At 50.0% G+C, this 26,570-nt stretch carries 33 protein-coding genes; 14 read left to right on the top strand and 19 right to left on the bottom strand.

The genetic code is table 11. The features are described from left to right. The coding region (locus WFN87_RS23465; RefSeq protein ID WP_000306640.1) for an IS1 family transposase at positions 1–94 on the top strand (94 nt) is incomplete at its 5' end. A 143-nt stretch (positions 95–237) separates the two neighbouring features. Here WFN87_RS23465 and dqlB read toward each other — a convergent pair. Then, positions 238–333, bottom strand: a complete 96-nt coding sequence (gene dqlB, locus WFN87_RS23460) for a DinQ-like type I toxin DqlB (protein WP_024562317.1) — start codon at positions 331–333, stop codon at positions 238–240. A gap of 1,029 nt (positions 334–1,362) precedes the next feature. Between dqlB and WFN87_RS23455 the strand changes: the two genes are divergently transcribed. The 7 genes from WFN87_RS23455 to WFN87_RS23425 all read left to right on the top strand — a co-directional run bounded on the left by WFN87_RS23455 (position 1,363) and on the right by WFN87_RS23425 (position 5,490). Further along, a complete protein-coding gene (locus WFN87_RS23455; protein ID WP_020323375.1) occupies positions 1,363–2,154 on the top strand; it encodes an LPD29 domain-containing protein in 792 nt (263 codons plus the stop codon). A 168-nt stretch (positions 2,155–2,322) separates the two neighbouring features. Beyond that, the gene (locus WFN87_RS23450) at positions 2,323–2,592 is read left to right on the top strand and encodes a hypothetical protein (RefSeq protein WP_020323374.1); all 270 of its coding nucleotides are present in this window, start codon (positions 2,323–2,325) and stop codon (positions 2,590–2,592) included. Between the two features lie 41 nt (positions 2,593–2,633). Continuing rightward, complete coding sequence (locus WFN87_RS23445; RefSeq protein WP_020323376.1) at positions 2,634–2,834, top strand: hypothetical protein; 201 nt, start codon at positions 2,634–2,636, stop codon at positions 2,832–2,834. Positions 2,835–2,888: 54 nt separating this feature from the next. Next, on the top strand, positions 2,889–3,386 hold the full coding sequence (locus WFN87_RS23440; protein ID WP_020323377.1) for a MucR family transcriptional regulator: 498 nt from the start codon (positions 2,889–2,891) through the stop codon (positions 3,384–3,386). Positions 3,387–4,168: 782 nt separating this feature from the next. After that, on the top strand, positions 4,169–4,846 hold the full coding sequence (locus WFN87_RS23435) for a DUF5417 domain-containing protein (RefSeq protein WP_020323167.1): 678 nt from the start codon (positions 4,169–4,171) through the stop codon (positions 4,844–4,846). Between the two features lie 181 nt (positions 4,847–5,027). Further along, positions 5,028–5,234, top strand: a complete 207-nt coding sequence (locus WFN87_RS23430) for a DUF905 family protein (protein ID WP_020323152.1) — start codon at positions 5,028–5,030, stop codon at positions 5,232–5,234. A 73-nt stretch (positions 5,235–5,307) separates the two neighbouring features. Further along, positions 5,308–5,490, top strand: a complete 183-nt coding sequence (locus WFN87_RS23425; RefSeq protein WP_000170167.1) for a hypothetical protein — start codon at positions 5,308–5,310, stop codon at positions 5,488–5,490. Positions 5,491–5,548: 58 nt separating this feature from the next. On the opposite strand, the gene WFN87_RS23420 is transcribed toward WFN87_RS23425, so the two are convergent. From WFN87_RS23420 to stbA, 4 genes are all read right to left on the bottom strand, one after another. After that, a complete protein-coding gene (locus WFN87_RS23420) occupies positions 5,549–5,899 on the bottom strand; it encodes a hypothetical protein (protein WP_223226687.1) in 351 nt (116 codons plus the stop codon). A gap of 63 nt (positions 5,900–5,962) precedes the next feature. Further along, positions 5,963–6,331: a plasmid stabilization protein StbC gene (gene stbC, locus WFN87_RS23415; RefSeq protein WP_032416596.1), complete on the bottom strand. Its 369-nt coding sequence runs from the start codon at positions 6,329–6,331 to the stop codon at positions 5,963–5,965. Positions 6,332–6,333: 2 nt separating this feature from the next. Beyond that, positions 6,334–7,050 (bottom strand): StbB family protein, encoded by a 717-nt coding sequence (gene stbB / locus WFN87_RS23410; RefSeq protein ID WP_020323147.1) that lies wholly within the window; start codon positions 7,048–7,050, stop codon positions 6,334–6,336. Between the two features lie 8 nt (positions 7,051–7,058). Next, entirely contained in the window at positions 7,059–7,490 is a 432-nt protein-coding gene (gene stbA, locus WFN87_RS23405; protein ID WP_020323173.1) for a plasmid stabilization protein StbA, read from the bottom strand. A gap of 466 nt (positions 7,491–7,956) precedes the next feature. Between stbA and WFN87_RS23400 the strand changes: the two genes are divergently transcribed. Genes WFN87_RS23400 through WFN87_RS23380 form a run of 5 tightly spaced genes read left to right on the top strand, consistent with a single transcriptional unit; the run spans position 7,957 to position 14,154 of the window. After that, positions 7,957–8,382, top strand: coding sequence for a traK protein (locus WFN87_RS23400; protein WP_223831802.1), 426 nt, complete (start codon positions 7,957–7,959; stop codon positions 8,380–8,382). Continuing rightward, positions 8,382–9,914 (top strand): type IV secretion system DNA-binding domain-containing protein, encoded by a 1,533-nt coding sequence (locus WFN87_RS23395; RefSeq protein ID WP_020323171.1) that lies wholly within the window; start codon positions 8,382–8,384, stop codon positions 9,912–9,914. The genes WFN87_RS23400 and WFN87_RS23395 overlap by 1 nt, the downstream gene beginning before the upstream one ends. Before the next feature lie 4 nt (positions 9,915–9,918). Next, complete coding sequence (gene mobF, locus WFN87_RS23390) at positions 9,919–13,137, top strand: MobF family relaxase (RefSeq protein ID WP_020323154.1); 3,219 nt, start codon at positions 9,919–9,921, stop codon at positions 13,135–13,137. Next, positions 13,134–13,799: a DUF6710 family protein gene (locus tag WFN87_RS23385; protein ID WP_020323157.1), complete on the top strand. Its 666-nt coding sequence runs from the start codon at positions 13,134–13,136 to the stop codon at positions 13,797–13,799. Before mobF ends, WFN87_RS23385 begins: the two co-directional genes overlap by 4 nt. Then, positions 13,792–14,154, top strand: coding sequence for a hypothetical protein (locus WFN87_RS23380; RefSeq protein WP_020323170.1), 363 nt, complete (start codon positions 13,792–13,794; stop codon positions 14,152–14,154). Before WFN87_RS23385 ends, WFN87_RS23380 begins: the two co-directional genes overlap by 8 nt. Positions 14,155–14,769: 615 nt before the next feature. Here the strand turns inward: WFN87_RS23380 and WFN87_RS23375 are convergent. The 14 genes from WFN87_RS23375 to WFN87_RS23310 all read right to left on the bottom strand — a co-directional run bounded on the left by WFN87_RS23375 (position 14,770) and on the right by WFN87_RS23310 (position 25,878). Continuing rightward, complete coding sequence (locus tag WFN87_RS23375) at positions 14,770–15,081, bottom strand: hypothetical protein (protein WP_032416518.1); 312 nt, start codon at positions 15,079–15,081, stop codon at positions 14,770–14,772. After that, positions 15,078–15,605, bottom strand: a complete 528-nt coding sequence (locus WFN87_RS23370; RefSeq protein WP_020323158.1) for a phospholipase D family nuclease — start codon at positions 15,603–15,605, stop codon at positions 15,078–15,080. Before WFN87_RS23370 ends, WFN87_RS23375 begins: the two co-directional genes overlap by 4 nt. Next, positions 15,602–16,603, bottom strand: a complete 1,002-nt coding sequence (locus tag WFN87_RS23365; RefSeq protein ID WP_020323165.1) for an ATPase, T2SS/T4P/T4SS family — start codon at positions 16,601–16,603, stop codon at positions 15,602–15,604. The genes WFN87_RS23370 and WFN87_RS23365 overlap by 4 nt, the downstream gene beginning before the upstream one ends. Positions 16,604–16,653: 50 nt before the next feature. Then, positions 16,654–17,787, bottom strand: a complete 1,134-nt coding sequence (gene virB10, locus WFN87_RS23360; protein ID WP_020323153.1) for a type IV secretion system protein VirB10 — start codon at positions 17,785–17,787, stop codon at positions 16,654–16,656. Next, positions 17,787–18,674, bottom strand: coding sequence for a TrbG/VirB9 family P-type conjugative transfer protein (locus WFN87_RS23355; RefSeq protein WP_020323166.1), 888 nt, complete (start codon positions 18,672–18,674; stop codon positions 17,787–17,789). Before WFN87_RS23355 ends, virB10 begins: the two co-directional genes overlap by 1 nt. Before the next feature lie 10 nt (positions 18,675–18,684). Next, a complete protein-coding gene (locus tag WFN87_RS23350; RefSeq protein ID WP_001208352.1) occupies positions 18,685–19,380 on the bottom strand; it encodes a type IV secretion system protein in 696 nt (231 codons plus the stop codon). Between the two features lie 10 nt (positions 19,381–19,390). Then, positions 19,391–19,522 carry a hypothetical protein gene (locus WFN87_RS23345; RefSeq protein ID WP_032493177.1) on the bottom strand — a complete coding sequence of 44 codons (132 nt, stop codon included), beginning with the start codon at positions 19,520–19,522 and terminating at the stop codon, positions 19,391–19,393. A gap of 76 nt (positions 19,523–19,598) precedes the next feature. Further along, on the bottom strand, positions 19,599–20,636 hold the full coding sequence (locus WFN87_RS23340; RefSeq protein WP_020323169.1) for a type IV secretion system protein: 1,038 nt from the start codon (positions 20,634–20,636) through the stop codon (positions 19,599–19,601). Positions 20,637–20,652: 16 nt separating this feature from the next. Continuing rightward, a complete protein-coding gene (locus WFN87_RS23335) occupies positions 20,653–20,895 on the bottom strand; it encodes an EexN family lipoprotein (RefSeq protein WP_000858958.1) in 243 nt (80 codons plus the stop codon). Between the two features lie 9 nt (positions 20,896–20,904). Continuing rightward, positions 20,905–21,606, bottom strand: coding sequence for a type IV secretion system protein (locus tag WFN87_RS23330; protein WP_020323143.1), 702 nt, complete (start codon positions 21,604–21,606; stop codon positions 20,905–20,907). 15 nt (positions 21,607–21,621) lie between these two features. Continuing rightward, positions 21,622–24,195 carry a VirB4 family type IV secretion/conjugal transfer ATPase gene (locus WFN87_RS23325; protein WP_020323176.1) on the bottom strand — a complete coding sequence of 858 codons (2,574 nt, stop codon included), beginning with the start codon at positions 24,193–24,195 and terminating at the stop codon, positions 21,622–21,624. Then, positions 24,196–24,513, bottom strand: a complete 318-nt coding sequence (locus WFN87_RS23320) for a type IV secretion system protein VirB3 (protein ID WP_000462629.1) — start codon at positions 24,511–24,513, stop codon at positions 24,196–24,198. Positions 24,514–24,552: 39 nt separating this feature from the next. Then, positions 24,553–24,849: a TrbC/VirB2 family protein gene (locus tag WFN87_RS23315; protein ID WP_015060075.1), complete on the bottom strand. Its 297-nt coding sequence runs from the start codon at positions 24,847–24,849 to the stop codon at positions 24,553–24,555. A gap of 246 nt (positions 24,850–25,095) precedes the next feature. Continuing rightward, a complete protein-coding gene (locus WFN87_RS23310; RefSeq protein ID WP_032416587.1) occupies positions 25,096–25,878 on the bottom strand; it encodes a lytic transglycosylase domain-containing protein in 783 nt (260 codons plus the stop codon). A gap of 99 nt (positions 25,879–25,977) precedes the next feature. On the opposite strand from WFN87_RS23310, the gene WFN87_RS24225 reads away from it, so the two are divergent. Further along, positions 25,978–26,295, top strand: coding sequence for an H-NS histone family protein (locus WFN87_RS24225; protein ID WP_032449361.1), 318 nt, complete (start codon positions 25,978–25,980; stop codon positions 26,293–26,295). Positions 26,296–26,570 lie beyond the last annotated feature (275 nt).

Here is a 26,570-nt window from a genome sequence, read left to right as displayed (position 1 = left end):
ACGGCTGGGACGGAAGTCGCTGTCGTTCTCAAAATCGGTGGAGCTGCATGATAAAGTCATCGGGCATTATCTGAACATAAAACACTATCAATAAGTTGGAGTCATTACCGACTCGATAAAGGAAATAATGCAATGGGGCGGGAAGTGGCCGGACCTGCCAGCGTCAGAAGATACGCCATTTTAGATGTTAAAAGGCGGGGGGTGGTCCCCCCGCCTTTAGCTACGTTTCCGCGTTCATCAATCGACAAATTCGCGGATCAGTTCCAGGATTGCAATCACAGCGTTTGACACCGCGACTACCGCCCGCAGAACGACGATTAACACGTTAATCATCCGTTTGCTCCATACAGAGCCGGAACGTCGCTGATTGCCCTTACATTGCCTGTCACAGCGACTACCCAACGTCAATTGTTTGGTCGTTCCCGCTCCAGCCTGGGCATTGAAACAGCACCACCTGTTTTTCAACCAGGACTTTAATCCGTTCATGCCGCATAAGCGGGGAGCTGGAGCGAGGACGTCAACAGATTGACCCGCGCAGTATACCCTATTCCGCGCCGTTTGCATTTACGCTACCCATGACGTAATATTTCGTTGTCAATTGTTTGGTCGTTCCCGCCTCAGTCTGGGGCAAAACATTAAAGCCCGATCTCACCAGTCGGGTTTTTTTGTGCCTGTCGTTTACCTTTCCGCGCTGGGCGTCGCCCTCCGGGCCGCTACGTTGTGCTGCGCATCGAGCCAGCCTTGCTGTCTCGCCCCTTCGGGCTTCCATCGCTGACGCATCAAAAATACTGAATACCTGTTTTTCCTGCCTTCTGTTGCTAACTCACTGAAATAACGTAAAACCCGAAATGGGCGCCCGCCAGCTGCAGCTGCTTCTCAGCTGCTGCCGTCTGCGTGTGTCGTTCAGCAAATTTGATCGTATCGGCCAGCGTCGCCAGCGGCGCTGTAAGCCCGTTTACAGCCCATCCGGGCGCGTCAGCTGCGCTGACCCACCACGGACCCGGAAATCACGCCCAGCGCGTCGCAGAGCGCCGCACAGGCCGCTCACCGGGACAGGGCTTATGTCTGGCCGTGGCGTGGCGGCGGGAACGGTGGAAAGGATGGCTTTGCAGGACGGGGGATTATTACGGCTAAAGCCGTAACGCTTTTTAAGTCCTCGCTTCGCTGCGGGGCTTCCGGCGCGTTGCGCCTCCCATGCGCTCCGCGCATCTTCTTAACTGCCGCAGCCACATGAAATATATGTAATAAATGTATTTACTAATATTGACTTTGTGGGCAAAAAAGGCGATACTTATATTCATCGGGAGGCAATGCCGCCGCCCGGTAACACAGCCCAAAGCGGCGATTATCAGGAGTAATATTATGACTACTTTAACTGTCGGCCAGTGCCTCACCTCTTTTAACAACGAGTATGTAGTAAGCGCGGTTAATCTGGCTGACGGCAAAATCAGCTATACCATCCTCGGCCTGAATGCCCCGACCTGCGCCCCGCTGCTGGAAACCTCCCTGCGTTTTTACCAGGTGATCGACAAGACCCTTTCACTCGATGAACTCCGCGCCCGCCGTCAGGTTGTGCAGAGTGTGACCGACCAGCGCGAAGCGAGACACCAGGCGAAAGAAGATGCCCGCCAGCTGGCGAACGAACGTGCCAGCGCTGACCCGGAAAACGCCGGATTGCTGACAACGGCCACCGAAAGCAACACCACCAAGCTAGCCGCTAAAAACATCCGTATTCTGCTGAAAAAGCATTTCCCCGGCGTGAAGTTTTCTGTCCGTATGCGTGACTATAACGCGCTCTATGTTTCGTGGACGGATGGCCCAACCAAAGAGGCTGTAGAAGCGATTACAGATAAGTTTGAGGAAGGTAGCGTTAACTCAATGGAAGACATTTACGAATACAACATTACGGGCTTCCACCGTGTTTATGGTGGCGTGAAATACCTGTTTTGCTCACGTGACCTGACCGACGCGCTGATCGCTGAATCTATCGACCTGCTACGCAAAGAATACGGCGAAACCACCATCCCCGCTGATGTGACGCTTGAGGCGTACAAATCCGGGGCGCTGGCGGGGCGCGGGCATGACTGCTTTACCTGGGGGCTTGCAGCGCAAATCCGCATCAATGCGGGAAAGGTGGATAAATCCAGCCGCTAAATTAGCGCCCTTCGGGGCGCTTTTTTGTGGGTAAAATTTCATGAAATATAAGTAATAATTGTATTTACTAATATTGACTTTTGGGGCAAAAAAAGCGATACTTATTTCATCGGGAGGCAATACCGCCGCCCGGTAACACAGCCCAAAGTGGCATCTAAGGAGTTATCTATGAACTATCTGATCATCATCCCAATCGCGTTTATTCTCGCCGCAGCCGCGCTGGCCCTTCCGTGGTTTATGGTTCGCCAGGGCTACCGCGAGCAAGTCCAGCTGGGCGGCGCGTGTACTACCGTGCTGGGGCTGGCCGCATCAACAGGCGTGTTTAGCTATGCCGATAATATGCCGCTGGCGCTGCTGTACGGCTCTGCGTCGGTCGTTTCATTCCTGTATGCGCTTGATTGCTTCCTGCCGCTTTACCTGTCACGCAAATCTCACTAACCCACAGGCGGGGGGAAACCCCCGCCAGCCTGGAGAAAAAAATGGAAAACGGAAAACTCGCACAGCAACAGGGTTTTGACCTGGCGTTGCAGATCCTGAAAAGCCAGAGAGGCTATTACATTGGCACTGCGACCAGTGAGGGCTACCCGGTATCAAGGGAATCCGCTGAATACTTCCCGGACAGCAGCACTGCGCAGCAGGCTTTGACGGATAACCGCTGGACACAGCGCGAGGATTGTTAATTAAATTGCAGGGCGGCTAATCGCCGCCCTGCATAACGAAAAGGAGGCCGGACGATGGCTGATCATGACGACGCACCGGAAAAAATTAAGTGCCTGGAGTGCGGGAAGGAGTTTTCTTTCCTGGCCCCTCATTTGAGTAAAGCCCACCAGATGAACGCCAGACAGTACCGGGAACGCTGGGGCATACCACTACACACGCCGCTTGCCAGCGCCGAGCATTCCCGCCAGTGTCGGGAAAATGTTTTGCGCCGTATCCGGCGGGGCGAAATTCGCCCCGCTGACCAGCTCGCGCTCATGGCCGAAGGCCGGAAGAATGCTCCTGAACGTGCGACCAGCACCAGGTTGCATAAAGTGGCGGCGGCGAACGTCGCGCGGGTGCATCAGATATGGAAGCATTCTCCGGTGGTGAAGGTCGTTCCTGATACGCTCAGGGATGAAGCCGTGCAGAGAATGACGGCCAGAAAGGTGACTGGTGAGAAAGTTAAGGATATTGCCGCCGACCTGAATCTGTCGGTTGGGTGTCTGTACAAATGGGTGGCGGACGCTAAATAGGGCGTCTCCCTCCGGGCCGCTACGTCGTGCTGCGCATCGAGCCAGCCTTGCTGTCTCGCCCCTTCGGGCTTCCATCGCTGACGCTTGTGATAAACATGGATTGTGCAGCTCAACGGGTATCTGCTCGTCAAACCCGGCGCTTGCAGCGGCCAAAGGCCGCGCCGCGCCAACCGCCCCGCAACGGGGCTATAAGGCATCAAAAATACTGAATACCTGATTTTCCTGCCTGCTGTCGCTAACTCACTGAAATAACGTAAAACCCGAAATGGGCGCCCGCCAGCTGCAGCTGCTTCTCAGCTGCTGCCGGCTGCAAGTGTCATTCAGCAAATTTGATCGTATCGGCCAGCGTCACCAGCAGCGCTGTAAGCCCGTTTACAGCCCATCCGGGCGCGTCAGCTGCGCTGACCCACCACGGACCCGGAAATCACGCCCAGCGCGTCGCAGAGCGCCGCACAGGCCGCTCACCGGGACAGGGCTTATGTCTGGCCGTGGCGTGGCGGCGGGAACGGTGGAAAGAATGGCTTTGCAGGACGGGGGATTATTACGGCTAAAGCCGTAACGCTTTTTAAGTCCTCGCTTCGCTGCGGGGCTTCCGGCGCGTTGCGCCTCCCATGCGCTCCGCGCATCTTCTTAACTGCTGTAGCCAAATGAAATATATGTAATAAATGTATTTACTAATATTGACTTTGGGAGCAAAAAAGGCGATACTTATATTCATCGGGAGGCAATGCCGCCACCCGGTAACACAGCCCAAAGCGGCAATTAAATTCAAGGAGCAAAAAATGAAACTGACTCGCGAAGCAACCACCGCAGCAAACCCGGATTTACGCGGCCGCAAACATCATTTCATCATCGAGAGCGCCACGGCGGCAGAGCTGGAAGCGATGGACGAGATCCTGACGCTGGCAGGCTGGGAAAATGACAGCTGCCCTTGCTATGAGGACGGCTTTGGTTGTGGTTACTGGATCGACATTTCCGAAGTGGCTTGTTTCAAAGCGGCATACAAAGCAGCGAAAACGGGCCTGAAAGGCTATATGGCAGTTGAAGCGGAGAAGGCCGCAGCAGTGAGCGAAGCCACCGCAGAGCCAGCCCCGGAACACATCCCGGCGGCAAGCCTTGACGATTACACCGTGTACACCTTGCATGAACCTATTGAAGCGGAAGAAGGCAAGCCATACGCAGAGAAGCGCGTAACTCGCGCCTACGTTGCCCGCAGCATGACCCGCGCCCTGGCGAGCCAGGAGAAGCATACAGAGAAGTACAAAGCGCAGGATGTTATCTGGCTGGCGGAGCACAACGCAGACCACGCTTTTAGAATGGGCGTTTTAAGCCCGGAAGAGTTCACAGAGATCTATCGGATGGTACACGCAGAGAACGCGCAGCCCCTGCTTATTCTGGCGGCCCTGCGTGATGCCCTGCTAACCGGAGCGCCAGCACTTGCCGCCGTCCGTGCGGCATAAACTGCCCATCCTTCAACGCGCCTTCCGGGGCGCTTTTTGTTGGTAAAACTGAATGAAATAAATGTAATTATCGTATTTACTAATATTGACTTTTGGGGCGAGAAAAGCGATACTTATTTTATCGGGAGGCAATACCGCCGCCCGGTAACACAGCCCAAAGCGGCAACCCACGGAGTCCCAAATGAAACAACATATCGCTGCAATTATTCGCGAATACAACACCCCTACAGTAACCGTCGAAGTAGCCAATACAGACCGCTACGATAGCGAGCAAATCGAGATCCGCCACGTTGTTGATGGTCGCCTTGCCTGGCGAGCGTGGGACTATGAAACAGGTTTTGAAAATGACCTGCATCGCGAGCTGGCCTATTACCATATTCCGGCCTGATTGAGCATAAACACCCCGCCCGGTGAAAGCCGGGCAATACAGCCCAAAGCGGCACTTATCAGGAGTAAGCCTAATGACAAAAGTCACAACACCGTCCCAGCTGAAAGCAGAGCTGGAGAGCCAGAAAACCTACCTTCTCGAAGCCTGCCTGATGGCCTTCAATCAGTTACCTAACCAGCGTACAAAAGGCGCGTTCCCGTCAACATACGCGCTTGCAGCAAAGATTGATCACCTGTTGCAACAGGAAAAAAAATAAACCTTCCGACAACGACAAAGCCCGGTATTAACCGGGCTTTTCTGTATTGCACAATACACTAAATGTTAAGCGCGTTTGCGTCCTGCGCCAGCCAGCATTGGTATGTTTCCTTTTGAAACTCCCCGCCGCAGCCGCCACCGGCTTTTGATTTTCCGCAGTGCTGGCATGTACCCAGCGCGGCTTTTTCTTTCTCCCACTGTTGCCAGTTGCGGATCAGCAGCAGCTGGAAAAACTCATTTGGTGAATAGGGCTGTTTACCCATCCGGCGCACCTGCCGTAGTTCGTCCAGTTGCGCCGCTTCATCGTGCGTTAGCGTGACGGTCACGTTAACGCCTTCAGCGCGTAACCGTTCGCGGCGACGAGCTTGTCGCCGTCTGGCTAACATCCTTTCGCGTTCAGTTTTATCCATTTTTATCACCGTGACTGTCACGATTGAAAAGAAAGAAAAAGGCCGGATTTCCGGCCTTGCGTGTTACTTCAGGATCAGCAAGGTCAGCGCCGTCCCGATGGCCGCGCCGACGATGGAACAAACAGCCGTCATGATCACGACGCGGTTAACGATGGTGCTGGCGTTGTTGTGCTGGAGAGATTGCCAGCGCGTCAGAAAGTCTGACCGCGCCTTGTTTTCCTCCTTCATCGCCGCCTGTATATCTCTCAGGCTGCCGATGATTTCCGCTCTCGAATCGTCTGCCGTCAATTCAAGTGCGCTTTTGAGTTCGCCCAGCCGCTGAAGCATGTCGGCTTGTTCGGCCTTCATTAACTTCATGGCTTCTAAAATTTCCTTCGCGTCTCCCAAAAACCAGTCCATCAATACGTCTAATTTATCGGGCTGCTTATCCATGCTTAATCTCCGATTAACAGGGAGAATGTTTTATCCAGGTTGCTCTTAACCGGGATAGCCTGCTTCATGTAAGTATAACGACGCGCCATTTTGCGGCGTTCGTCTGCGTCAGCTGATGCTTTAGCGCGGGCTTTAAATTCTTCCGCATCTTCAGCGGTCAGCGTTTCAAAAGAAATTTTATGGTGTGCAAGATATTCGTACACCTCACTATTATAGATCGCAGAGTTTTTATTAATGCGGCCTACTTTAGTTTGTTTCACAAAGTCGAAAATCGGGCCGAAAACATTTTCAACATCATCACCCGGATTAACGCGGTTTGGAACAAAGATAATCTTTTTGTTATCCACGCCAGCCTTGCTTAACGTGTGCGCCGTTTTCATACTTTCTTTAATGGCTTTATCTTCCGGCGTTACCGGAATGAAATACATATCAAATTCATTTGCGCCGCCATCGAAGCGGGACATTGCCATTAAAAACGGTTCCACGTTTGACGCGCCAATATCAATAATCGCTGCATCTTCAAAAACCACATCTTCAATCAGACGGGAGAAATCATCACCTTTAAAACTGGTGACATTTTCAATCCCTAAGTCAGACGCTGATTGGTTAATGGTTTCGACCGCGAAAAATTTCGCATCTTTCAGGCGCGGGGCGAGAAGGTAAGTTGAAACTAAAGTTTTGCCAACGCTGCCACTGTAATTAATAACCGCTACTTTCATTGCACACCTCAATATTTTTTGATGAACTCATTAGGATCGAACTCGGCTCTTGCCTCGTCAAAAAATTCCTTTCCGATGATACCCGGTGACTGTTTCGTTTTGTCTCCCTCGGTCGCACTTTGTGTATTGTGCAATACATCTTTTTTCACCTGCTCAGACTTCGCGGGTTTTTCTGTATTGTGCAATACAGGTTTCTTCTGTTGCTCACTGGCTCCGGCTGATTTTGTATTGTGCAATACAGAATCAGGGGCGGCATGTTTCGCCCGGTTTTGCCTGGCCCGATACAGGGCAGTATCAAAACTCCGAACGTTCACATTCTCCAGGCCGAAGCGTTCAGATACCGCCTTGAAAACCTCCTCTCTGGAGACTCCCAGCGACAGCATTTCTTCTACTTCCGGCAACATCATCTGAATTGCTGCCCTGATGCTTTTGGGCTTCATAGTACCCTCATGTAGAATGATGTGTTTTTGATGTAATAGTGATGTATTTATGACGTATCAACTATCCCATGACGTAAGAGTGGTGTAATAGTGGTGTAATGTCAACCATGAATTGACGTAATTGTGGTGTATTTGTGGTGTATGGGTATTCATGCAAGCATGAATACCGGGATATTGAACGCTTTTTCACCAAAATACCCCTTAACCTCCGTAGATCGCCCCTACCAAACTGATTATTTTTTAGCCCTTAACCTGCTATACACCTAACGCAGTGCGATAAATCGCACTAACTAACTGATTTAAAGAATAAAACATTCAATATTTCGTATTTTGGGTATTAAAAAGGTATTAAAAAAATAGAATAAGAGTATGGTTTATATGGAAATGAAGGTATTACTTTGTTAATACTTACCTCATGCGGTTAAACTACCGCCAGATTGAACACGAAAAATCACCAGTTGAGGACATGATGCCGATCATCACATGCAAGGTAACGGACGAAGAAAAAGAGCTTATCGACAGGCTGGCCGGAACGAACAGATCGGACTATATGCGCCGTTGTTTGTTGGCCGGATCAGGTGGTCGGATAGGTGGATTGAGTCAGGTTACGGAACAGATAAACGAAGTAAATCGACGACTCGATATTCTGTTTGACCAGGTATCAGAGATAGACATGAGCGCGTTTTCCTCGGAGCTGAAAGGACTGGTCAAGCAGCTGTCACAACTCAAGTTGCCGCCTCCCGGTCAGATGATGCTGCACGAATCCCTGGCAATCGAGACGGTGATCCTGCTGCGTTCGATGGCGACTCCAGCCAATATGAAATCCGCCTGGGGAGAGCTGGAACGTAACGGTTACAAGGTATGGGAAAGTAAACAAGAGAGGACGGAATAATGACGGAACAAGAAAGAGGACTTATATTTTTATGCTCGCTGCTGGGACCGATACCCTTTGTGTGGTTTATTACGGCAAAGTTTGTATATGGTATCAATAGTGAAACGGCGCACTACCTTGTCCCCTATTTGCTAAAAAATACGTTCAACCTTTGGCCGTTATGGGTGTCGATTATAGCAGGTTCGGTTATAGGGTTGTGTGGATTCATTGGATTCATCATTTACGATAAGGGTAGGGTGTATAAAGGGCCACGATTTAAACGTGTACTCCGTGGGACTAAATTAGTCAGAGCTTCGTCTTTGGCCGAGAAAACAAAAGAACGCGGTCATAAGCAATTAACGGTTGCAGGTGTTCCTGTGCCTACTGAATATGAAACGCTTCATTTTTCAATTGGTGGGGCTACAGGTACTGGTAAATCGACAATCATTAAAGAGGCGATATATTCAAGTTTAAAAAGAGGGCGAGATAAGCGTGTTATCTTAGATCCTAATGGAGAGTATGTAGAAACTTTTTATCGTGAAAACGATATAATTCTTAACCCCTATGATAAACGCTCTCCTGGCTGGTCTATGTTTAATGAAATAAGAGATGAGTTTGACTACGATCTTTATGCAGTGTCTATCATTCAGGAAAGCAAGGAACGTTCTGCTGAAGAATGGTATCGGTATGGTCGCTTATTATATCGTGAAGTTTCAAAGAAATTACTCACACATAAAAGAAACCCTTCAATGGAAGAAGTGTTGTATTGGTGTAACGTTGCAGAATACGACAAAGTGAAGGATTTTGTTAAAGGCACACCCGCAGAATCTTTATTCATTAAAGGTGCTGAAAGAGCTACAGGGAGTGCCCGATTTGTTTTAGGTGATAAGTTGGCTTCCCATTTAAAAATGCCTGAAGGGAATTTCTCGCTGCGTGACTGGCTGGAGGATGATAAACCCGGCACGTTGTTTATTACCTGGCAAGAGCAGATGAAAAAGAGCCTCAATCCGCTGATCTCCTGCTGGCTGGATATTATGTTTTCTAGCCTGCTGGGTATGGGGAAACGCGATCAGCGCACGTTATTTTTTATCGACGAGTTGGAATCACTGGAATACCTGCCAAATCTACAGGACTTACTGACGAAGGGCCGTAAAAGCGGTGCGTCAGTATGGGCAGGCTACCAGACGTTTTCCCAGTTGGTTGAACGTTATGGCATCAATATAGCGGAAACGTTATTGGGTAGTATGCGATCAGGTATCGTCATGGGAAGCAGTCGATTAGGTAAAGCAACGCTTGAACATATGTCCCGCGCGTTGGGCGAAATAGAAGGAGAAATAGAGCGCAGACAGGGGAGCTTATTACAGTCTGGCCCAAATAATAGGCCGCGAATCGAAACTCGCACAGTCAGAGCAGTAACCCCCACTGAAATCTCAGAACTCAGGAATCTTACGGGCTATATCTATTTTCCTGGTGATCTACCTGTCGGCAAGTTCAAGACTAAACATGTGCAATACACGCGTAAGAACCCGGTTCCGGGAATCATCATGAGGTAGCGGCATGCTTGATATTACGACTATCACCCGTATCGATATTGCGTCAGTTGTAGGCTACTACGCTGATGCAAAAGACGATTACTACAGCAAAGACAGCAGTTTTACCGCGTGGCATGGTCAGGGCGCGGAAGCGCTGGGCCTTTCCGGCGAGGTCAGTTCTCAACGCTTCAAAGAGCTGCTTGTCGGGGAGATTGACCCTTTCACGCAGATGAAGCGCTCCAGCGGTGACGCGACGAAAGAACGGCTGGGATACGACCTCACATTTTCCGCGCCTAAAGGCGTATCGATGCAGGCGCTGATCCACGGCGATAAGGCAATTATCGCCGCCCACGAAAAAGCGGTTGCCGCTGCCGTCCAGGAAGCAGAAAAGCTGGCTCAGGCCCGCACGACCCACGCAGGGAAAACCATTACGCAGAATACCGGTAATCTGGTTGTTGCTTCCTTCCGGCATGAAACATCACGCGCCCTTGACCCGGAGCTGCATACCCACGCCTTTGTCATGAACATGACGCAGCGCGGGGATGGTCAGTGGAGGGCGCTTAAAAACGATGAACTGATGCGGGCCAAGATGCACCTGGGGGATGTCTATAAGCAGGAGTTGGCGCTGGAGCTGACAAAGGCCGGGTATGAGCTGCGCTATAACAACAAAAATAATACCTTTGATATGGCGCACTTTACGGATGAACAAATCCGTGGATTTTCGCGGCGTTCTGCTCAGATAGAAGAAGGGCTGGCGGCTATGGGGCTGACCCGCGAAACCGCAGACGCACAGACCAAAAGCCGGGTATCGATGGCGACCCGCGACAAAAAAACAGACGACTATTCGCGTGAAGATATTCATAAAGAGTGGGTTAATCGGGCTAATGAGCTGGGAATAGACTTCAATGATCTGTCCTGGGCGGGCAAAGGCAAGGACGGCCCGCAAACGTCAATGAATACCGTCCCTAACTTCACCAGCCCGGAGGTAAAAGCCGACCGGGCGATCCAGTTTGCGCTTAAATCCCTTTCAGAGCGCGATGCGTCTTTTGACCAGTCCCGATTGCTGGCCGTGGCAAATAAAAAGGCTATCGGCCAGGCATCAAAGCAGGATATTGAAGCGGCCTATTATCGCGCTGTGGCAAAGGGGGCCATTATCGAAGGTGAAGCGCGATACACCACCACGACTGACCAGAGAAGCAAAGACGCGCCACCGCTACCAGCCATGACCAAAGCGGAATGGCAGGCGCAGCTGACCGACAAAAAAGGGATGAACAACGGCCAGGCGAAGGCGTTAGTTGCTGAAGGTATCAAGTCTGGCCGCCTGAAAAAAACCAGCCATCGGGTAACGACCGTTGAAGGTATCCGGGTAGAAAAAGCGGTGCTGAATATAGAGGCTCGCGGTCGGGGCAAGGTGATCGCCGCGCTGACAAGCGAGCAAGTCACCGCGCAGCTGGTCGGTAAGACGCTGAAGGCCGAACAACAGAAAAGCGTCGTAGATATTTGCACCACGACAGATCGCTTTGTGGCGGCTCACGGCTTCGCCGGAACCGGGAAAAGCTATATGACCATGAGCGCGAAGGCCGTTCTGGAGTCTCAGGGCTTTCACGTCACCGCCCTGGCCCCCTACGGTACGCAGAAAAAATCCCTGGAAGATGAAGGTATGCCCGCCCGTACCGTTGCCGCTTTCGTGAAGGCAAAGGACAAAAAGATAGACGAGAAAAGCGTGGTCTTTATCGATGAAGCGGGCGTTATTCCGGCCAGACAGATGAAGGTGCTGATGGAAACCATCGAGAAGGCCGGGGCCAGAGCGGTATTCCTGGGCGACACCTCACAGACAAAAGCCGTAGAGGCGGGCAAGCCATTTGAACAGCTGATCAGCGCTGGAATGCAGACCAGCTACATGAAGGATATTCAGCGCCAGAAAAATGACGTGTTGCTTGAGGCGGTGAAGCTGGCCGCAGAGGGCCACATATCCGGCTCACTGGCCCGACTCAGCAATATTAGCGCAGAGAAGGACCAGGATAAGCGGCTGGAGGCTGTAGCGAATCGCTGGCTGTCATTCTCCCCGGAGCAGCGCGAAGGTACGCTGATTATTTCCGGTACAAACGAATCAAGGGTAATCCTCAATAGCCAGATTCGGGAGGCGTTGCAGCTGCAAGGAAAGGGCGTGGAGGTGAATTTTCTGGAGCGCGTTGACTCCACGCAGGCCGAACGTCGGGACAGTAAATACTACCAGGTAGGGCAAATTATTATCCCCGAAAAAGACTATAAAAACGGGCTTCAGCGGGGCGAATCTTACCGCGTACTGGATACAGGTCCGGGGAACCTTCTGACCGTGGCCGGGAGCGACGGCCAGAAAATCAGCTTCAGCCCGCGTACCCATAAAAATCTGTCTGTTTATACCAGCGTGGCCGCCGAGCTGGCCGTGGGTGACAAAGTGATGGTGACGCGTAACGATAAGACGCTGGATGTGGCGAACGGCGACCGCTTCACCGTGACCGGGGCCACCGAGAAAGGCACGTTTACGCTGACCAACGCGAAGGGCCGGGAAATCGAGCTGGACCAGAAGCAAGCCGCCTATCTTTCGTATGCCTACGCAACGACCGTCCATAAAGCACAGGGGCTTACCTGCGACCGGGTGTTGTTTAACATCGATACCCGTTCGCTGACGACTTCCAAAGACGTCTTTTACGTTGGGATCTCCCGCGCCCGTCATGAAGTCGAGATTTTCACCGACGATAAAGGCCGCTTGTTGAGCAGCGCCAGCCGCAACAGTCCTAAGACCACGGCCAGCGAAATAGACCGCTTTTTAGGGATGGAGGAACGTTACAAAGACGTAAACCGGAGCTATGGCCATGACGATGGCCAACAGGCAAAAAGCTATGGCCATGAAGCTGGCCAACAAACCGGAGAGAAGGAAAACACCATGAAAAATGCGACAGAAGCCGCCCATGATGGCCCCGATACTTCAGGTACTGAAAACACGTCTCAGGATTTGCGCCAGCGTGAGCAGGAGGAAGTCAACGCCGCTATCCGGTACGAGCAGAGGCAAGAAGCCACACCGGAAATGGAGGCGAACCCCTACCATGACTATGAGCGGTATGCTGACGAAGGCCCGGACTATGGCGACATGCAGGACTACAGCACATATGAAGAATATGAACGTGCGCGTGACGTGGAATTACCGCAGCATGAGCACGAAAATCATCAACATGACTACGACAAGGAGGGCTACGGCCTGTGATGTTCTGGAACCGAAATAAGAAAGAAAAAGCCGCTGCCGGCAATGAAAAAAATCGCTTCGATCACCTGCTTTCGGTGGCCGAAAAATTACCCGTTGAGGCGCTGCCTGATCTCATTCGCGCTATCGTGCGGCCAGTGCAGAGTGATTTCCTGCTGGCGGTAGCCGAGGAAGGGACTGATGCCCGCCCGGATATGACCCCGCAGGAGTTCTTCTTTGAGGGGCTTATCCAGGTGCAATCTTACGAGAAGATGAAAGAGGGCGAGCTGGACGGCGCAGATTATCCGTTGTCGCTGGCAAGTGACATGGTGTTGCCGTGGCCGTGGAGCCTGACACGCTATATCGATAACGTTTCGCACATTGGAACCCGTAAGGGCAGGCCGTGGAAGCAGGATAAAATCAACCACTATGTTGACCTGTGGTTGCCCTGGCGCATTGGCTTTGTGCGCGGCGGCAACCATTCCATAACGGCGGGTATTCTGGCCGGGGAAGGGACCGTGATACCGGAGCACGTTTACGATATGTCCTGGCTGTTTGAGCTGGTCCGAACGGACGGTAATCACTGGTTTGTTGACGGCCAGAAAGCTGAAGCGGTGAAGTCGGGGCGGTCAGCGGCTGTTTTCGAAATTGGCCGTTTACTTACTGAAGGAGCAAAAAATGGGTGAGCAAATTACTAACGCGGAGTGGGAAAAAATCTCACCGGATAATTTTGAAACAGCCTCTTTGTTGCGGGCTGTTGATGCTATCGATGATTTACGCGGGGATTTTAGTGATGGCGAGTATTCAGCACCGCCGCAAATCAGAACTGATTTACTCAGGCTCCATGAGATAGCAATGGCGGTAATTAACGAAGGTTCACGTAGCCGGGTTTCGGCATTATTCGAGCTGGCGAGCGACCTGGACGAACAAATATCCCATCTGGTAAATCGGCTGGATGAAGTACAGGACACGCTATCCCAGCTAATGGAACTGTATCCAGAAAGCCTTTACTACGATGATATTGAAGGTGATGAGGAATAGCGGAGGATCAAAGATCGTTGATCGATCCTCTGAAGATCCTGTACTCTCTTGCTCAGAAACGAAAAAACCACCCGGCAAGGTGGTTTCTTCGGGTGACGTAGAGCTAACGCTCTTATCACCTGGTAGCTGGTTCTAAAGGGGAACACAGTACCGAAAATTCAAATGTAGTGTAGCAGTCGTTATGGCTGCAATTCAAGACCCATTTCCCCTTTAGAGCCACGTTACCGCATAGGCTGTTACCTATGGCGGCGATTTGTCGCGCCTGACAAACTGGAAATCGTGTGTTTGTCATAGTCAGGCGTAACGGCAGCGGGAGACGGGGAGTCTGGTTAAAACCCGCAGCGTTGGAGCGAACTGTCTAAGTCGAGCCGAGAACCCTACAGCGTGAGCTATGAGAAAGCGCCACGTTGCCCGTATGGGCTAAAGGCGGTCAGGTTTCGGTAAACGATATGACAGGAACACAGGACGTAACCAGGGGGAGCGATGCCAACGAAAGGCGGCTGATCTCTAAGCTGTGTCGGGTTTCGCCTACTTCTGACTTGTAGCTTTTTTTTGAAGCTCGTCAGGAGGGGCGGAGCCTTTGGAAAAAGGCGACTTACGCCGCCTCTCATGCTGTTATCGTTCATAGATCGGTATTAGTAGCAGGACAACAACGGACATAGATTGAAGTCCTGTTATGGCAAAATGCATCCATCTATAAGAACTTGAGCGATCTTTCGTCTCGTAAACACCTCTTATCATTATCGGCTTTTGCATTAACATGATGATCAAAATACCGAGCATATTCGTAATGAAAGAGGTAAAAGCAGGTACACCTATGAACATTAATCCTCTGCGCGATAGCTCCGCAACTATTGCTACCACAGCAAGCAATTTCAGTGGCTGTACAGCATGTTTGAAAATATAGCGTTCAAATTTTTCTCTCATTTATAGTCCTCCCCACGATCCCAACGGTCCTTCCAGTGCTCAAGATAAGGTTTCGCCAGCTGGGGCATGTTCCAGATCACCACCGCGTTTTCCGAGTTTTTAGATTCTGCTGCTTTGGTGTAGTTGAAGCTGCCCGTCTGAACTGACCGTTCATCAATAATCATCACCTTGTCATGCTGGATAGGAAAGTCGCTATCCACCCGCAGCGGGATCTCGTTTTTCACAATGAATTTCATCGCTCGATGGCTTACGTCATTACGATTGCCGCGTTCGTCGATAACAATTTTCACATCAACACCGCGATTTTTAGCTTTGACCAGCGCCTGCATTATATCCATCGCGGTGAAGCTATAAGCCATCATTCTGATCGAGGATTGCGCGGAGTCGATAGCGCCAATTACCAGCGTTTGAGCGCTACCTTCAGGAGAAAACCCAACCTGTACCGATGGCGAATCGCCAGCCATCGAGGGCAGGGAGGAAAGGGCCAGAAGGCCCGTCAGGAATATGACTGCTCCTTTTCTCACTTTATCCCTCCATTCATGCACTCATATTTATATTCTGGCGAATAGTAGATTTCGCGAATCTTCCTTTTCGCCATGAAAACGACCACATCAATAGTGGAGTGCAGTAGGCGCATAATGTCAGAAATATCCAGCATACGGCCCACTTCGGTAGCTTTAACCATCAACCCTATACGGGTGAAGGCATCCATCGCCGAGTTAGCATGTGTGGAGGTTAAGCCGCCAGGGTGTCCGGTATTCAATGCCTGAAGGTAATCCCATGCAGCATCATCTCTCAGCTCTGTCATGAAGATACGATCTGGTGTCAGGCGCATACAGGCTTTAAGGCACTGCGTCGGCGTAGCCAGCCCTGGTTTATCTTTACCGCCATATTTCATATAAACGGCTTCTTCCAGGTGGGTAGCTTCAACCTCGTGAGCATCCTCCATGATTATCACGCGTTCCTGTGGGCTAATGGCTTTGAGCAGGGCGCGGGTGAGTACCGTTTTTCCTGATCCGGTTTCCCCCACAACGACAACGGTTCGTTTTTTCCGTACCGCAGTAAGCAAAAATTCTTCCCGGCGTTTAGCCCGGTATAACTCTTTCAGCAGGAGATCGTCGTCGTCCAGCTCGCGCTTATGGCTGTCAATTTCCCGGCAGAACTCAAAGATACCTTCCTTGCTTAACGTCGCCAGGTCTTTATCCAGCGCGATATTTTTGCGAAAAGCGATAGCGGCGGTGTTATCGATCACCGCAGGCGGTAAACAAATAATTCCCCTGGAGCCGTCCGGCAATACCACGTCATTAATCATCTGGCGCTTAACGTCATTGGCGCTGGTTAATGCTGCGGTCAGGTTGTCGATAAACGCGCCGGTAATGCTGTCGTTCTGGATAATTTTACGGCCTTCGAATGTGTCACAAACCACCTCGTTATAACGGTTGATACGGATTTCAAATACGCCCGGATCTTCGAAATACTCCCGCAGCGGCCCCAGCTGGTAATAAGCCGATGATTGATTCATGTAAGTTATCTCCTGCTACAAAGAACAGTGGGCCTTCCGGCCCACGTTGATTAGTTGTCTGCCAGTGAGTAAATATCACTGAAATCGAGGTCACGAACGACGTAGATACTGATTGCGTCGCCCTGCTGGTCATAGAGTGTTGGCGGGATGTTAATCGTGGCTCTCAGTGCTTCAGAGGCCAGTTCCTGCGAGTTATTCTGTGTATTACTAAACTGGATGTTATTGCCATTTTGGGCTGCGGCCACGCCAGCCTGAAGCGCGTCAGACAGAACGGAAATGAACACCGCACCTTCGAAGCGATCCCAAAAGTGGGAGTCAACCTGTCCGGGAACACCGGAACTACCGAGAGAGTTGGTCCCGGCGCTATCCAGATTAACGAATGTGCCATCCGGGTTTACCACTCGTTCCCACAGTACAAAGACGCGGGCCTGACCATTTTTGAGGCCACCGTTCATCTGGCCCGTAACAAATGCGCCTTTGTCGATCAGCTTCACCAACCCATCGAGGGAATACACATCACGCGTCACACGACAGGACACCATGCCGGGAACGGTCGTATCCAGCTCCGTAGACGTGCCACACGGTATCATCGTCCCTTTGGCAATGGTCATGCTCATATTCTGCATTACGCCCGCTCTGCTGCCTTTCAGTCGGGCAGGTGTAAGCTCTTTTGCTAACGCGCTGCTACCTTCGCTGCCTTCGTCGCTTTGCTGCTCTTTTTTGGCCGGAGTCTGGCTACCGCCCTGCTCGCCGGAAAGATCGCCACCAAGACGGCGTTGCATGGCGACTTCTTCCGGTGTCAGTTGCTTCTTCCCGTTGCTGGCCCGGCCCGCATTGCTATGACTGGCTTCATATTCCGCTCTGGCTTTATCCTGCATCGCCTTTTGATTAGCGTCAGGAGCCGCGGCCCCGCCAACGTTCGGGTTAGTGTTGAACTGGTAGTTAGGCAGACTGCTAACCCCATCGTTTTTATTACCGCTGTCAGCTTTGGCCGTGTCCGGCGCTTTGCGTGTGTGCGTGTAAATAGTGACACCAACGAAGCACATGGCGATGATAGCCAGGATAGCGATAAAGGCTTTTAGCCCTGGTGCGGTGCGGCGTTTCTGTGCGGGCATTCCCCCGCGTTCATCATCGAAGCTGTTGTTGTTATCCAGCTCGCTATCAATATCGACTTTACGGGCCATTAGTTATCCCCTCCTTTTTGCACCCTTCTTACATCCGGGGAGGCTGTGCCAGTGGAAATTGCGCCAGCTGATGGCACGTAGTTGATATTTCTAATACCAACAACCTTTGTCCAGCCAAGCCTTACACGCCATTCTTTCGCTACGTTCTGGCATTCCAGAATGTTGTTATGTTCACCAACCGGGCGACAGTTAGGGAGCGTCTCTTTGCCGCTGGACGATATGTAATAAACCTGCGGTAAGTCAGCGTTTTCCGGGAATTCAAAGCGCGTGAAACGGTAGTTATCCCAAACATGGATCGGCTGAATATCTGCCATTTCCGGCTCGTCGCTCATTTCGTACTGGTAGTTTTTAGGGCCAGCGAAAGCAGACTCCCGTAGCTTCTCCGTCAGGCGCTTTTTCTCAGCCGCGCTGGAGGCTTTTTTCTGCTCGTCAAACGGGTACTCATAGGTCAGCTGAAGCGTGGCCTGTTTCATTGACCACGGCGTTTTGATAAACGATTTTGTCTCTGTACCGTCAGCGTTCTTTGTTGTCGTGTCGCCGATATAGTGCAGCACGATGTTATAAGATCGCTTATCAGTAACGATGGTCAGGTTGGTATCACTCATTTCGCGCTTAGGTTTTACAAACATATGGTTGAGCTTATGGGAGAACGTCCAGCCATCAGAATCACCAAACGCGTGAGTGATGTATGTTTCATCCGGGGCAACAACGATATGTGTAAACAGGCCCACTACCGCATCAATTCGCACCACATCAACCGGGTTATAAACTACCGTTTTGATACGGTAGTCATACGGTGAACTTTTCGGCGCTTGAAGCGCCGCCGCGTTGAATGTGGCCCCGGCCAGCGCCATTGCGATCACTGCGGATAAGACTACTTTTTTCATAGTACAGTCCTCAGTTCGACTCAGGGTTAACGCGGTAACTGGTGACGCGGAAGCCGAGCGGGTTGATGTAGCGCTGCGAGGCGTTCATAGCCAGCGATTTGTACTCGTAGCCCAGGATGGCAATCCAGCGCTTCGGTGGATCGTCAAAGTTATTGCTACGAGAGCGGCGAACGGTCGTAAAGCGAATGGTCGCCACGCCATGCTCTCTATCGAGAATGGTTGAGTTGATACTTACTCGCGTCGTCTCGCTGTCACCCAGGACCTTATCAATCCCTTGCTTGCCCTTGAACCGGGAAAGGTAGGCTTCCGCCACGTTCGGCGTGGACATTAAACCTACTGCGTCATAGTCCACTTGCAGGGAATAAAAATCGTAGGATTCACGGTGGATAACGTATTGAGTAAGGAAATACTTATCAATTTCGTCGCCATAGGTGGCATCGTCACGCGTCAGCTTAACCTGTGATACCTCATGATTGCTGGGGTTCAGCGTCAACAGGAACGGCGGTATTGGCTGGCTATAGCGGTAATTCACAAAGGTAGCATTACCGATTGCGACGACAGCCACAACGGATGCGACCGCAGCGACTATCCACGCCGTGCGGCGTGAAGATAACACTTCGTTCATAACGTCCACTTCCAGCCCTTTACGGCTTTCGTTGAACTCTTTGATGGCCTCTTTGGTCAGCCCTTTCTTTTTCTCTCTCATAACAACCACCTTATCCCTGTGTATCTACTGGAAGCGTTTTATTGACTGGCACGGTGTGGCTCCAGTCCGGCTCCGGTGGTGGCTTGAAACTGCTGGAACATGCCCCTAACAACAACACCCCTAAAAGTACGATTGCGCGCATAGTTTCGACCTCATTTGTCCATTGCGTTCTATTATCTTATATCCGTGAAATTGCAATTTCAACGACTTTTGTTTATTTATGCAGCTTTTCCCCGGCTACCACGCGCCTTTCCTGTCAAACCTGAACCGCCAGCCCCTGCATTGCCGCTAGTGCTGGCACTTTGTCCACCGCCGCCGCCAGCTGCTGAAGGTCTTGCTGAAGGCTTCGCTCCACCAAAAATCCCATTAGAGGCAACATTACCCATCGTATTCATCGAGTGGCCCGCATGGCGGGCCGCAGAAGCTATATCAGCAGAAACACCGCTACCGAAATTCGACGCTACCGCTGGAACCTGGAACAACACATAGACGGAAACAATGGTGAGAATGACCAGTCCAATTGCTGTTGATAAGGCATCAAAGCCTTCGCTGCCGTTAAGACCGGAAATCATTTTTGTAAAGAGGCTCATTAACAACCCAAATACGAGAGCCAAAAGAACTATGACTAGGCTGTAATTAATAACGGTCCCCATCCACTTAGCAAATATGCCTTTTGTTGGATTCCACAGGAGACAGAATATAGCTATTGGCCCTAAACACAGGCTTATAGCCAGTAGCACTTTAGCCATAATTACAAAGGCAGAACCCAACCCACAAAGAACTACGGTCGCTGCTATTAGAATGAGTCCGATTACTGCGCTCATTATGCCATTAGCGCTAATGCCAGCCCCTTCGAACGCCGTTTGTATTGCCGTTATAGACTGGTCTACCCCAGTATCAATAATGGCTGCCATCCCTGTACTTGAGGTTTTATTTTGAGTAACCAATATTGAAGCAAAGTTATCAGGTAGGTTTAAAGCCAAATGTACAAGGTCGGTTTGATATAAACCGCCAGCCGTTGCAAAACTCAAAACAACGGCAGCTTTCATATATTGTGTAATTAAATCCCCAAGCGCCTCCCCGCCCCCTCCGGGGCTAAGAGCGGAATATGCACCTTGAGCCATAAACTTGATGGTCAAAAATATTGCAACCGTTGGTGTGACGGTTGCAATAATGGTTGTTACGTTGGTATCAACCATAATATTTATCAGATCATCAATTATGTCAAATATCTGTTGAACAGTATCAAATGCCATAACTACATCCTGAAATTTAGTTTAACTTCGGCACACTATGAGAGTTATCTTTCCCATGAACAAAAAGTTCAGTCTCTGCGTCTCTTGCATTTTTACAATCAGCATCCTGCAAGGATTCTGCATTCTTTTTGCATTCAACAAGCATTTGTTTTCGTTCTGTCTCATGCGACTTATACCAATCTTTGTCATGCTCAGGCTTACAACCAGCGAGAGCGGAAACACCGATAAAAACTAAAGCTACTTTTAAAGTCGTTTTCATATAATCACCTTATTTCAACGGAGCGGGGTTATGACCACCATCAGTACCATAAATAAAATTACCTACGGCGCGTTCTCTTTGAGCTTCATACAACTTATCTTGTGATTCCTGAAGCATACTCATAAGCTTCAGTTTCGCTTGCTCGCCCTGAATTGCGCCTTGCGCGGTTTGAATGCGGGCCTGAAGATCAGCCACTTCCTTTACATCTTTAGTTGTGGAAATCTGCTCTGTCAGTTCCTGCATGTCGCTTAATTCCTGCATTTGATTGTTATAGGCTTTTTCAGCTATAACTCGGTCATATGCTCCTTTCTCGGCCAACTTTTTATTTAGCGCTTTAATTGCATCAGAAGGGTTCATATCATCAATTTCAGAATTGAAATCACCAACCATGCTTTGAACATCACCAGTGACGGATGATGTTGAATTCATCGCATCGCTATAAACTTTCTTCCAGTCGTCAGGAAGATTTTTAGCGAGGGCACTTGTAGACGAACCCAACAAATTCCCAATATCAGTAGTTTTTGCCAGACTTTCATAAGTCGCCTTTTGGGTTGCCAGTTGTTGCTTTAACTGTTCTATTTGGTCAAGCATTTTAGCCACGCCAGTCGGATCGTAGACCACAACACCAGTACCCCCTATAGCAGAAGCCGTACCAATGGTTCCCGCGCCTAACAGCCCAGCCAGTGCAATAGCAATTAACTTCGCTTTCATAACATCATCCTCTAATTAATGACGACAAAGACGCCAATATTCTTCGATCCAGTTTTCGGGTTCTGGACCATATTTACCTATCAATTCCTCGGCCAACTCGGCATTTTGCGGCTCACCGGAAAGGATGCTGATAATGTTGTCCATTTCCATTTCATCGCGTTCTGGCGTATCGCTGTTATGAATCTTGAGATTGAACGTAGCAAGAGCTGACTGTGACCCCTGCTTAACGAGGAACTGGCGCGAATGCTCAGGAATTTTGAGCAACACATCAAACTCCGCATCGGTCAGGAAGGAGTAGTCCTTACGGCTGGCATCAGGATCGCGCAGGCAGATTTTTGATGGCGTTTGCGACATCACCGTTTTACCAATGCTGCTTGCGAGTGCGTCATTTGGCTCTTGCGTGGAAAACAAATAAATCGCATCTTTCTTACGGTCTGTTTTAATGCCGCGCTTTATTTCCAGCTTTAAAACAGGATCGTCAAGATAAGCATGAAATTCATCGAAGCACTGAATGACACGGCGCTTTCCGTCAATTGAATTACGGATTCGGTAAAGCAGATACATTAACAATGGCGTTCTGGCTGGGCTGGGAATCTCACCTTCAGCAGCAATGAACTCGGTCAGGTCGAAGCCGAATACATCATGAGCATCGAGATCTAACGCATCTTCATCATTATCAAAAAGCCAGCCATACTGGCCTTCATTGGTCCAGTCTTTGATAAGGTCTTTAAGGTATGGGTGATTGATGTATCCGTTAAGACGAGTAATATCGCGAGCTTCAGGAGGAACCAATGAATGCTCACCCATCACAGCATCTACTGCCTTATTGAGTTCCATCCCCATATCTTTATCTAACGGGCCGTTATTTGTAATTTCAGCACAGACACGCATAATATTTTTAGTGGTTGCAATATTACGCGGTGTGCCTTTCTGTTTGAGCGGTGAGAAGTTAGTTTTTACGCCCTGCTGTAAAACTTTATAGTAGCCGCCGACACTGCGGATAAACGGCTCCATTCCCCGGTCACGGTCATAGCAGAACATACGCGGATTAAACTTCATGCACTGGCATAACAGGAAATCCAGCAGCGTAGTTTTACCTTCACCAGATGTACCTGTAAGCAACATATGCCCCAGCGGTCGCTTCCCGATTGAGCGTTCTTCCAGTGGGGTGACGTGGAAGTTAAAATACAGCGGTGTACCGTTCGCGGTACGGAACATCGTCACAGCCGGACCCCACGGATTATTGTCCGGTTTGCCGCGCATAAAATTATGGTACGGGGAGAAATGGAAGAAATTCCATGAGTTGATCGGCGTTGGGCGTGGCGCCCATTTCTGATTACCCGGAATCTTCGCAAAGTAAGCCGCTTCAGAGGCCAGCCCTACGCCGCCCCCCACGAAGCCACACTGACTTAGCATGACTTTAGCTTTACGGGCCTTGCGCTGCACTGCTCGCTGATCGGTATCGAAAACGTGAATAGTGGCATGGTGATAGCCCATCACAATTTCTTTAGAAAGCAGCATATCCAGCGCTGTATTCAACTGTTCAAGCTGGGACTGGCTTCTGTCGCCAGTTTCCATCATGGACTTCTCCTGGCGCTCCAGAAGCGTTTTAGCTGAAGCCTCGGATATGCAAGAAAATGTTTGAGTCAGCAGATATTCAAAATCAGCTTCTTTCAGCAAATTAAACTGACCCGGTTCCGTGTTTTTTTCGTAATCACGGATTTCGATAGCCGTAGTATAAAAATTGCTGTCCAGTGTTCTGACCTGAACAATATCCCCCCATACAGAACTGACAACACGGTTTTCCATGATGTAAGAACCGATACGGTCACGGCAAACAGGAACAATGGACCATTCCAGATTGACCAGGAAATAAAGAAACTCCAGCGCTTTAGAATAAGCGTGAGCAGTCGGCGGGACGGTATCAGCGACGTTGAGCATTACCGGTTCGTCGAAAATATCTGCTTCGTCTACTTCAAGCAGCGACTGTTTTTCTTCAGCGTCAGTTAGCGCTATTTCCTCACCGTTTTTATCCCGGTAATAAATACCCAGGCGCTTGATGCCATAGCCCTTCATCCCCTCCATGATCTGCTCACAGACTTCTTCCATTCCGGTGAAGGCTTCAGCCTGCATTTGAGCCAGCTCGTCAGCTGACGGTCGCTCAAACTTAGCCAGGAACTTCTGCGTCTTATCGCCTATCTGGCGATAAAGCACCGTCAGGTACAGGTCATTAACCATCTGGTTAGACCCCGTTTGCAGGCGGCGGTTGTATTCATCCAGATAGCGCGGGAAGAATTGGGTAAACTCAGAGTCAGGATACTCTTTAGACTGGTGATGATACTCGTGTGACCAGACCTCTACGTGGTCAGTCCCGAAGGACTTAATCAACGTATTAAGATCATCGTTCCATGTAATCAGCTCACGGTCAGAGGCACAATCATGTGTCCGGCCATCGACTTTAAAGAATGCGAGCAAATCGCCATTACGCATCGAGATAATATAATCATCAAGGTGCTGGCTATGCTGCAAATACTTTTCATTAACGCTCGGCTCGTCTCTGAACGTTTTAGGTTTAAGCAATGCCACCATTTATTTCAGCTCCTTTTTCTTGTAATCCACAGGGGAATAACTTGAACCACTCCATTGTTTAAATGGCGTGTCGTGTGCATTACGAAACTTAGTCTGTAGCCATAATGAAAGGATGCGAAACATACGGTCGTCGTATTTAGTTAGCGCTGCTGCAATTGACCACAGAACCGCAAATACAAGGAGTGACCATAAATGTAACGTCATAAACAGCGTGGCCGAGATCATGAAGATAACCAGCGCCACTGTACGCGGAACGCCAGCAAGCCGGGGGACGCGTGTTGCACCTTTAAATAATGGCCGTTGTCCATTTTCAAACATAAAACCTCACTTAATGGGGGATGTACTCCCCCCCATTAATCAGCTGCCGATACCAGTCAGGGATACCAGATATGATGCGGAGCCAATGCCAACCATTGCGATTGCGAGACGGAACATAAAACCAGCGGAAATAAGATGGAACAGCCAAACGAGGAACGACACGATCACGCCGATGGTACAGGCGATAGGAATCCAGGTATCCAGCCATGACTTGATGTTGTTACCTGTACTGGCCCCGGTGTCTGCCCCGCCAGCTGCGAGGGCCAGTTCTGGCGCTGCGATACATAACAGCGCAACCAGCAGCGCAAACCCGTTATTTTTGAAAAAAGTAACCATATATACCTCTACCTTTCCTTTGTTGATTTCAATATCAATCGGCACTCGCCGACATTGCACTTATCCAGAAGAAACTCCGTTAGGAGTCTCAGGTCTGCCCATGTGCGAAGTTCGTGATCTTTATTCAACCGAATGGAGCAACGAACCTCACCCAAATTTTCGTCCTTTACGTCAAATATGGGGTACCACTGCTTTAGTGAAATCCTTTCAATTACAACCTCCTGTATTTTTCCGGCTTCGCATAAATCAATTATTTGAGACTGCAACAGGAGATAGATTTTTGTCATTCATAACCTCACTCCCTTTTTGCTCTGCTTTGGTCAGAAACGCGTCAGTGTTATCCTGCGAAAACACATCACCACCACTATCACTTTCACCCGTAAACGCATCGTGCTCACCCTCAAAGGTTGCGCCCTTCGCACTCACAGGCTGGCTCTCCGCTTCCTCGTTCTGCCCATCAGGTAGCAACGTAGGGATCTTTAAATCAGACTGTTTAGCCACGTTAATAACTTTCGTGACATACCCGTTTGAAATCCCCCGCACTTGTGACCCGGTGTTGTAGCAGGACAGCGCGTGTCTTAATGCTATCTGGCCGGGCGGGTTGGATTTCAGGGCCGTACTATAACAGTCTTTTAAAATGGTCTGACTGGCGCGGAGATTGATGCAGGGTTTAAATACCTGCTCAACCGTGATACCTAACGAACTCAAATTGTTAGAATTAATCATCGCAAGCCCCATATCGATGCTTTCATCTTTCTTGAGGTTTTTGATTAGCCGGTTGGCAACTTCTACCGCTTCAGCTTCGGTTTGCGGTTGACGTTTCAGGCTTGCGCCACGGTTAACGTTAATAAAATACGGGTTGTTCCCGGATTCATGGCCGACGATATAGGCCATTGTTAGCGGTGAAACGTCTGGTGCGCATCGGGCCGCAAGGCTGGCGATCGTATCCGAGGCAGAAGCCGCGTGAGCGACCCCCTGAAAAGAAAGGCCGGAGATACATACCGCTATCAAGCACCATGTTTTTTTCATTTTTGTATGTCCGTGTAATTGTAATTTTGACGACTTTTATTTATCATAAGGGCCAATAGAATCGTGTCAAGAGAAAAAGACGTTAAAGGGAAGAAACCTATGCTTGTTCCTTTGCAGTCGGAGAAGCGACCAAAAGGGACGCCTGTATACCGTGACCCGGAGAATCCATTTAACACCTGGAGCGGGTACGGAAAGCGCCCTGTCTGGTTACAGGAACGATTGAGTGATGGGTATCTTCTGGATGAAATGAAGCTGCCTGGTGCAGTGGTGGATCGGGATACCAAATCCCCTCGATACCGTGACCCGGCTAACCCGGATAATACGTGGACTGGCGTTGGCCGTCGTCCTAAGTGGTTAGTTGAGTTGCTGGAAAATGGTGTGGATTTGGACGATCTGAAGATTCGAGAAAGGGAGTGAACGATGGGCAATGTGATTGAGTTTAAGAGGCCGAAAGGCGAAAGAAACCAAAAAGACAAAATGCCTAAAAGGGGGATACTGCTGTGGTTCAAAAAGACTGCCCTGTCCCTCAAAAACAACCTCTTTACCTACTCTAAGTCATGTTGCTGTATTTGTTTGTTTTTTGGGTGATGCTGCCAACTTACTGATTTAGTGTATGATGGTGTTTTTGAGGTGCTCCAGTGGCTTCCATTTCTATCAGCTGTCCTTCCTGCTCCGCTACTGAAGGCGTGGTG

The sequence above is a fragment of the Cedecea sp. AS113 genome, assembly GCF_037152415.1.
GTDB lineage: Bacteria > Pseudomonadota > Gammaproteobacteria > Enterobacterales > Enterobacteriaceae > Cedecea.
This window is presented reverse-complemented; position numbering and strand designations above follow the sequence as displayed.

Coding starts and splice junctions, on each gene's coding strand:
- dqlB (WP_024562317.1), bottom strand. CDS start 333: ATGATTAACGTGTTAATCGTCGTTCTGCGGGCGGTAGTCGCGGTGTCA.
- WFN87_RS23455 (WP_020323375.1), top strand. CDS start 1,363: ATGACTACTTTAACTGTCGGCCAGTGCCTCACCTCTTTTAACAACGAG.
- WFN87_RS23450 (WP_020323374.1), top strand. CDS start 2,323: ATGAACTATCTGATCATCATCCCAATCGCGTTTATTCTCGCCGCAGCC.
- WFN87_RS23445 (WP_020323376.1), top strand. CDS start 2,634: ATGGAAAACGGAAAACTCGCACAGCAACAGGGTTTTGACCTGGCGTTG.
- WFN87_RS23440 (WP_020323377.1), top strand. CDS start 2,889: ATGGCTGATCATGACGACGCACCGGAAAAAATTAAGTGCCTGGAGTGC.
- WFN87_RS23435 (WP_020323167.1), top strand. CDS start 4,169: ATGAAACTGACTCGCGAAGCAACCACCGCAGCAAACCCGGATTTACGC.
- WFN87_RS23430 (WP_020323152.1), top strand. CDS start 5,028: ATGAAACAACATATCGCTGCAATTATTCGCGAATACAACACCCCTACA.
- WFN87_RS23425 (WP_000170167.1), top strand. CDS start 5,308: ATGACAAAAGTCACAACACCGTCCCAGCTGAAAGCAGAGCTGGAGAGC.
- WFN87_RS23420 (WP_223226687.1), bottom strand. CDS start 5,899: ATGGATAAAACTGAACGCGAAAGGATGTTAGCCAGACGGCGACAAGCT.
- stbC (WP_032416596.1), bottom strand. CDS start 6,331: ATGGATAAGCAGCCCGATAAATTAGACGTATTGATGGACTGGTTTTTG.
- stbB (WP_020323147.1), bottom strand. CDS start 7,050: ATGAAAGTAGCGGTTATTAATTACAGTGGCAGCGTTGGCAAAACTTTA.
- stbA (WP_020323173.1), bottom strand. CDS start 7,490: ATGAAGCCCAAAAGCATCAGGGCAGCAATTCAGATGATGTTGCCGGAA.
- WFN87_RS23400 (WP_223831802.1), top strand. CDS start 7,957: ATGATGCCGATCATCACATGCAAGGTAACGGACGAAGAAAAAGAGCTT.
- WFN87_RS23395 (WP_020323171.1), top strand. CDS start 8,382: ATGACGGAACAAGAAAGAGGACTTATATTTTTATGCTCGCTGCTGGGA.
- mobF (WP_020323154.1), top strand. CDS start 9,919: ATGCTTGATATTACGACTATCACCCGTATCGATATTGCGTCAGTTGTA.
- WFN87_RS23380 (WP_020323170.1), top strand. CDS start 13,792: ATGGGTGAGCAAATTACTAACGCGGAGTGGGAAAAAATCTCACCGGAT.
- WFN87_RS23375 (WP_032416518.1), bottom strand. CDS start 15,081: ATGAGAGAAAAATTTGAACGCTATATTTTCAAACATGCTGTACAGCCA.
- WFN87_RS23365 (WP_020323165.1), bottom strand. CDS start 16,603: ATGAATCAATCATCGGCTTATTACCAGCTGGGGCCGCTGCGGGAGTAT.
- virB10 (WP_020323153.1), bottom strand. CDS start 17,787: ATGGCCCGTAAAGTCGATATTGATAGCGAGCTGGATAACAACAACAGC.
- WFN87_RS23355 (WP_020323166.1), bottom strand. CDS start 18,674: ATGAAAAAAGTAGTCTTATCCGCAGTGATCGCAATGGCGCTGGCCGGG.
- WFN87_RS23350 (WP_001208352.1), bottom strand. CDS start 19,380: ATGAGAGAGAAAAAGAAAGGGCTGACCAAAGAGGCCATCAAAGAGTTC.
- WFN87_RS23345 (WP_032493177.1), bottom strand. CDS start 19,522: ATGCGCGCAATCGTACTTTTAGGGGTGTTGTTGTTAGGGGCATGTTCC.
- WFN87_RS23340 (WP_020323169.1), bottom strand. CDS start 20,636: ATGGCATTTGATACTGTTCAACAGATATTTGACATAATTGATGATCTG.
- WFN87_RS23335 (WP_000858958.1), bottom strand. CDS start 20,895: ATGAAAACGACTTTAAAAGTAGCTTTAGTTTTTATCGGTGTTTCCGCT.
- WFN87_RS23330 (WP_020323143.1), bottom strand. CDS start 21,606: ATGAAAGCGAAGTTAATTGCTATTGCACTGGCTGGGCTGTTAGGCGCG.
- WFN87_RS23325 (WP_020323176.1), bottom strand. CDS start 24,195: ATGGTGGCATTGCTTAAACCTAAAACGTTCAGAGACGAGCCGAGCGTT.
- WFN87_RS23320 (WP_000462629.1), bottom strand. CDS start 24,513: ATGTTTGAAAATGGACAACGGCCATTATTTAAAGGTGCAACACGCGTC.
- WFN87_RS23315 (WP_015060075.1), bottom strand. CDS start 24,849: ATGGTTACTTTTTTCAAAAATAACGGGTTTGCGCTGCTGGTTGCGCTG.
- WFN87_RS23310 (WP_032416587.1), bottom strand. CDS start 25,878: ATGAAAAAAACATGGTGCTTGATAGCGGTATGTATCTCCGGCCTTTCT.
- WFN87_RS24225 (WP_032449361.1), top strand. CDS start 25,978: ATGCTTGTTCCTTTGCAGTCGGAGAAGCGACCAAAAGGGACGCCTGTA.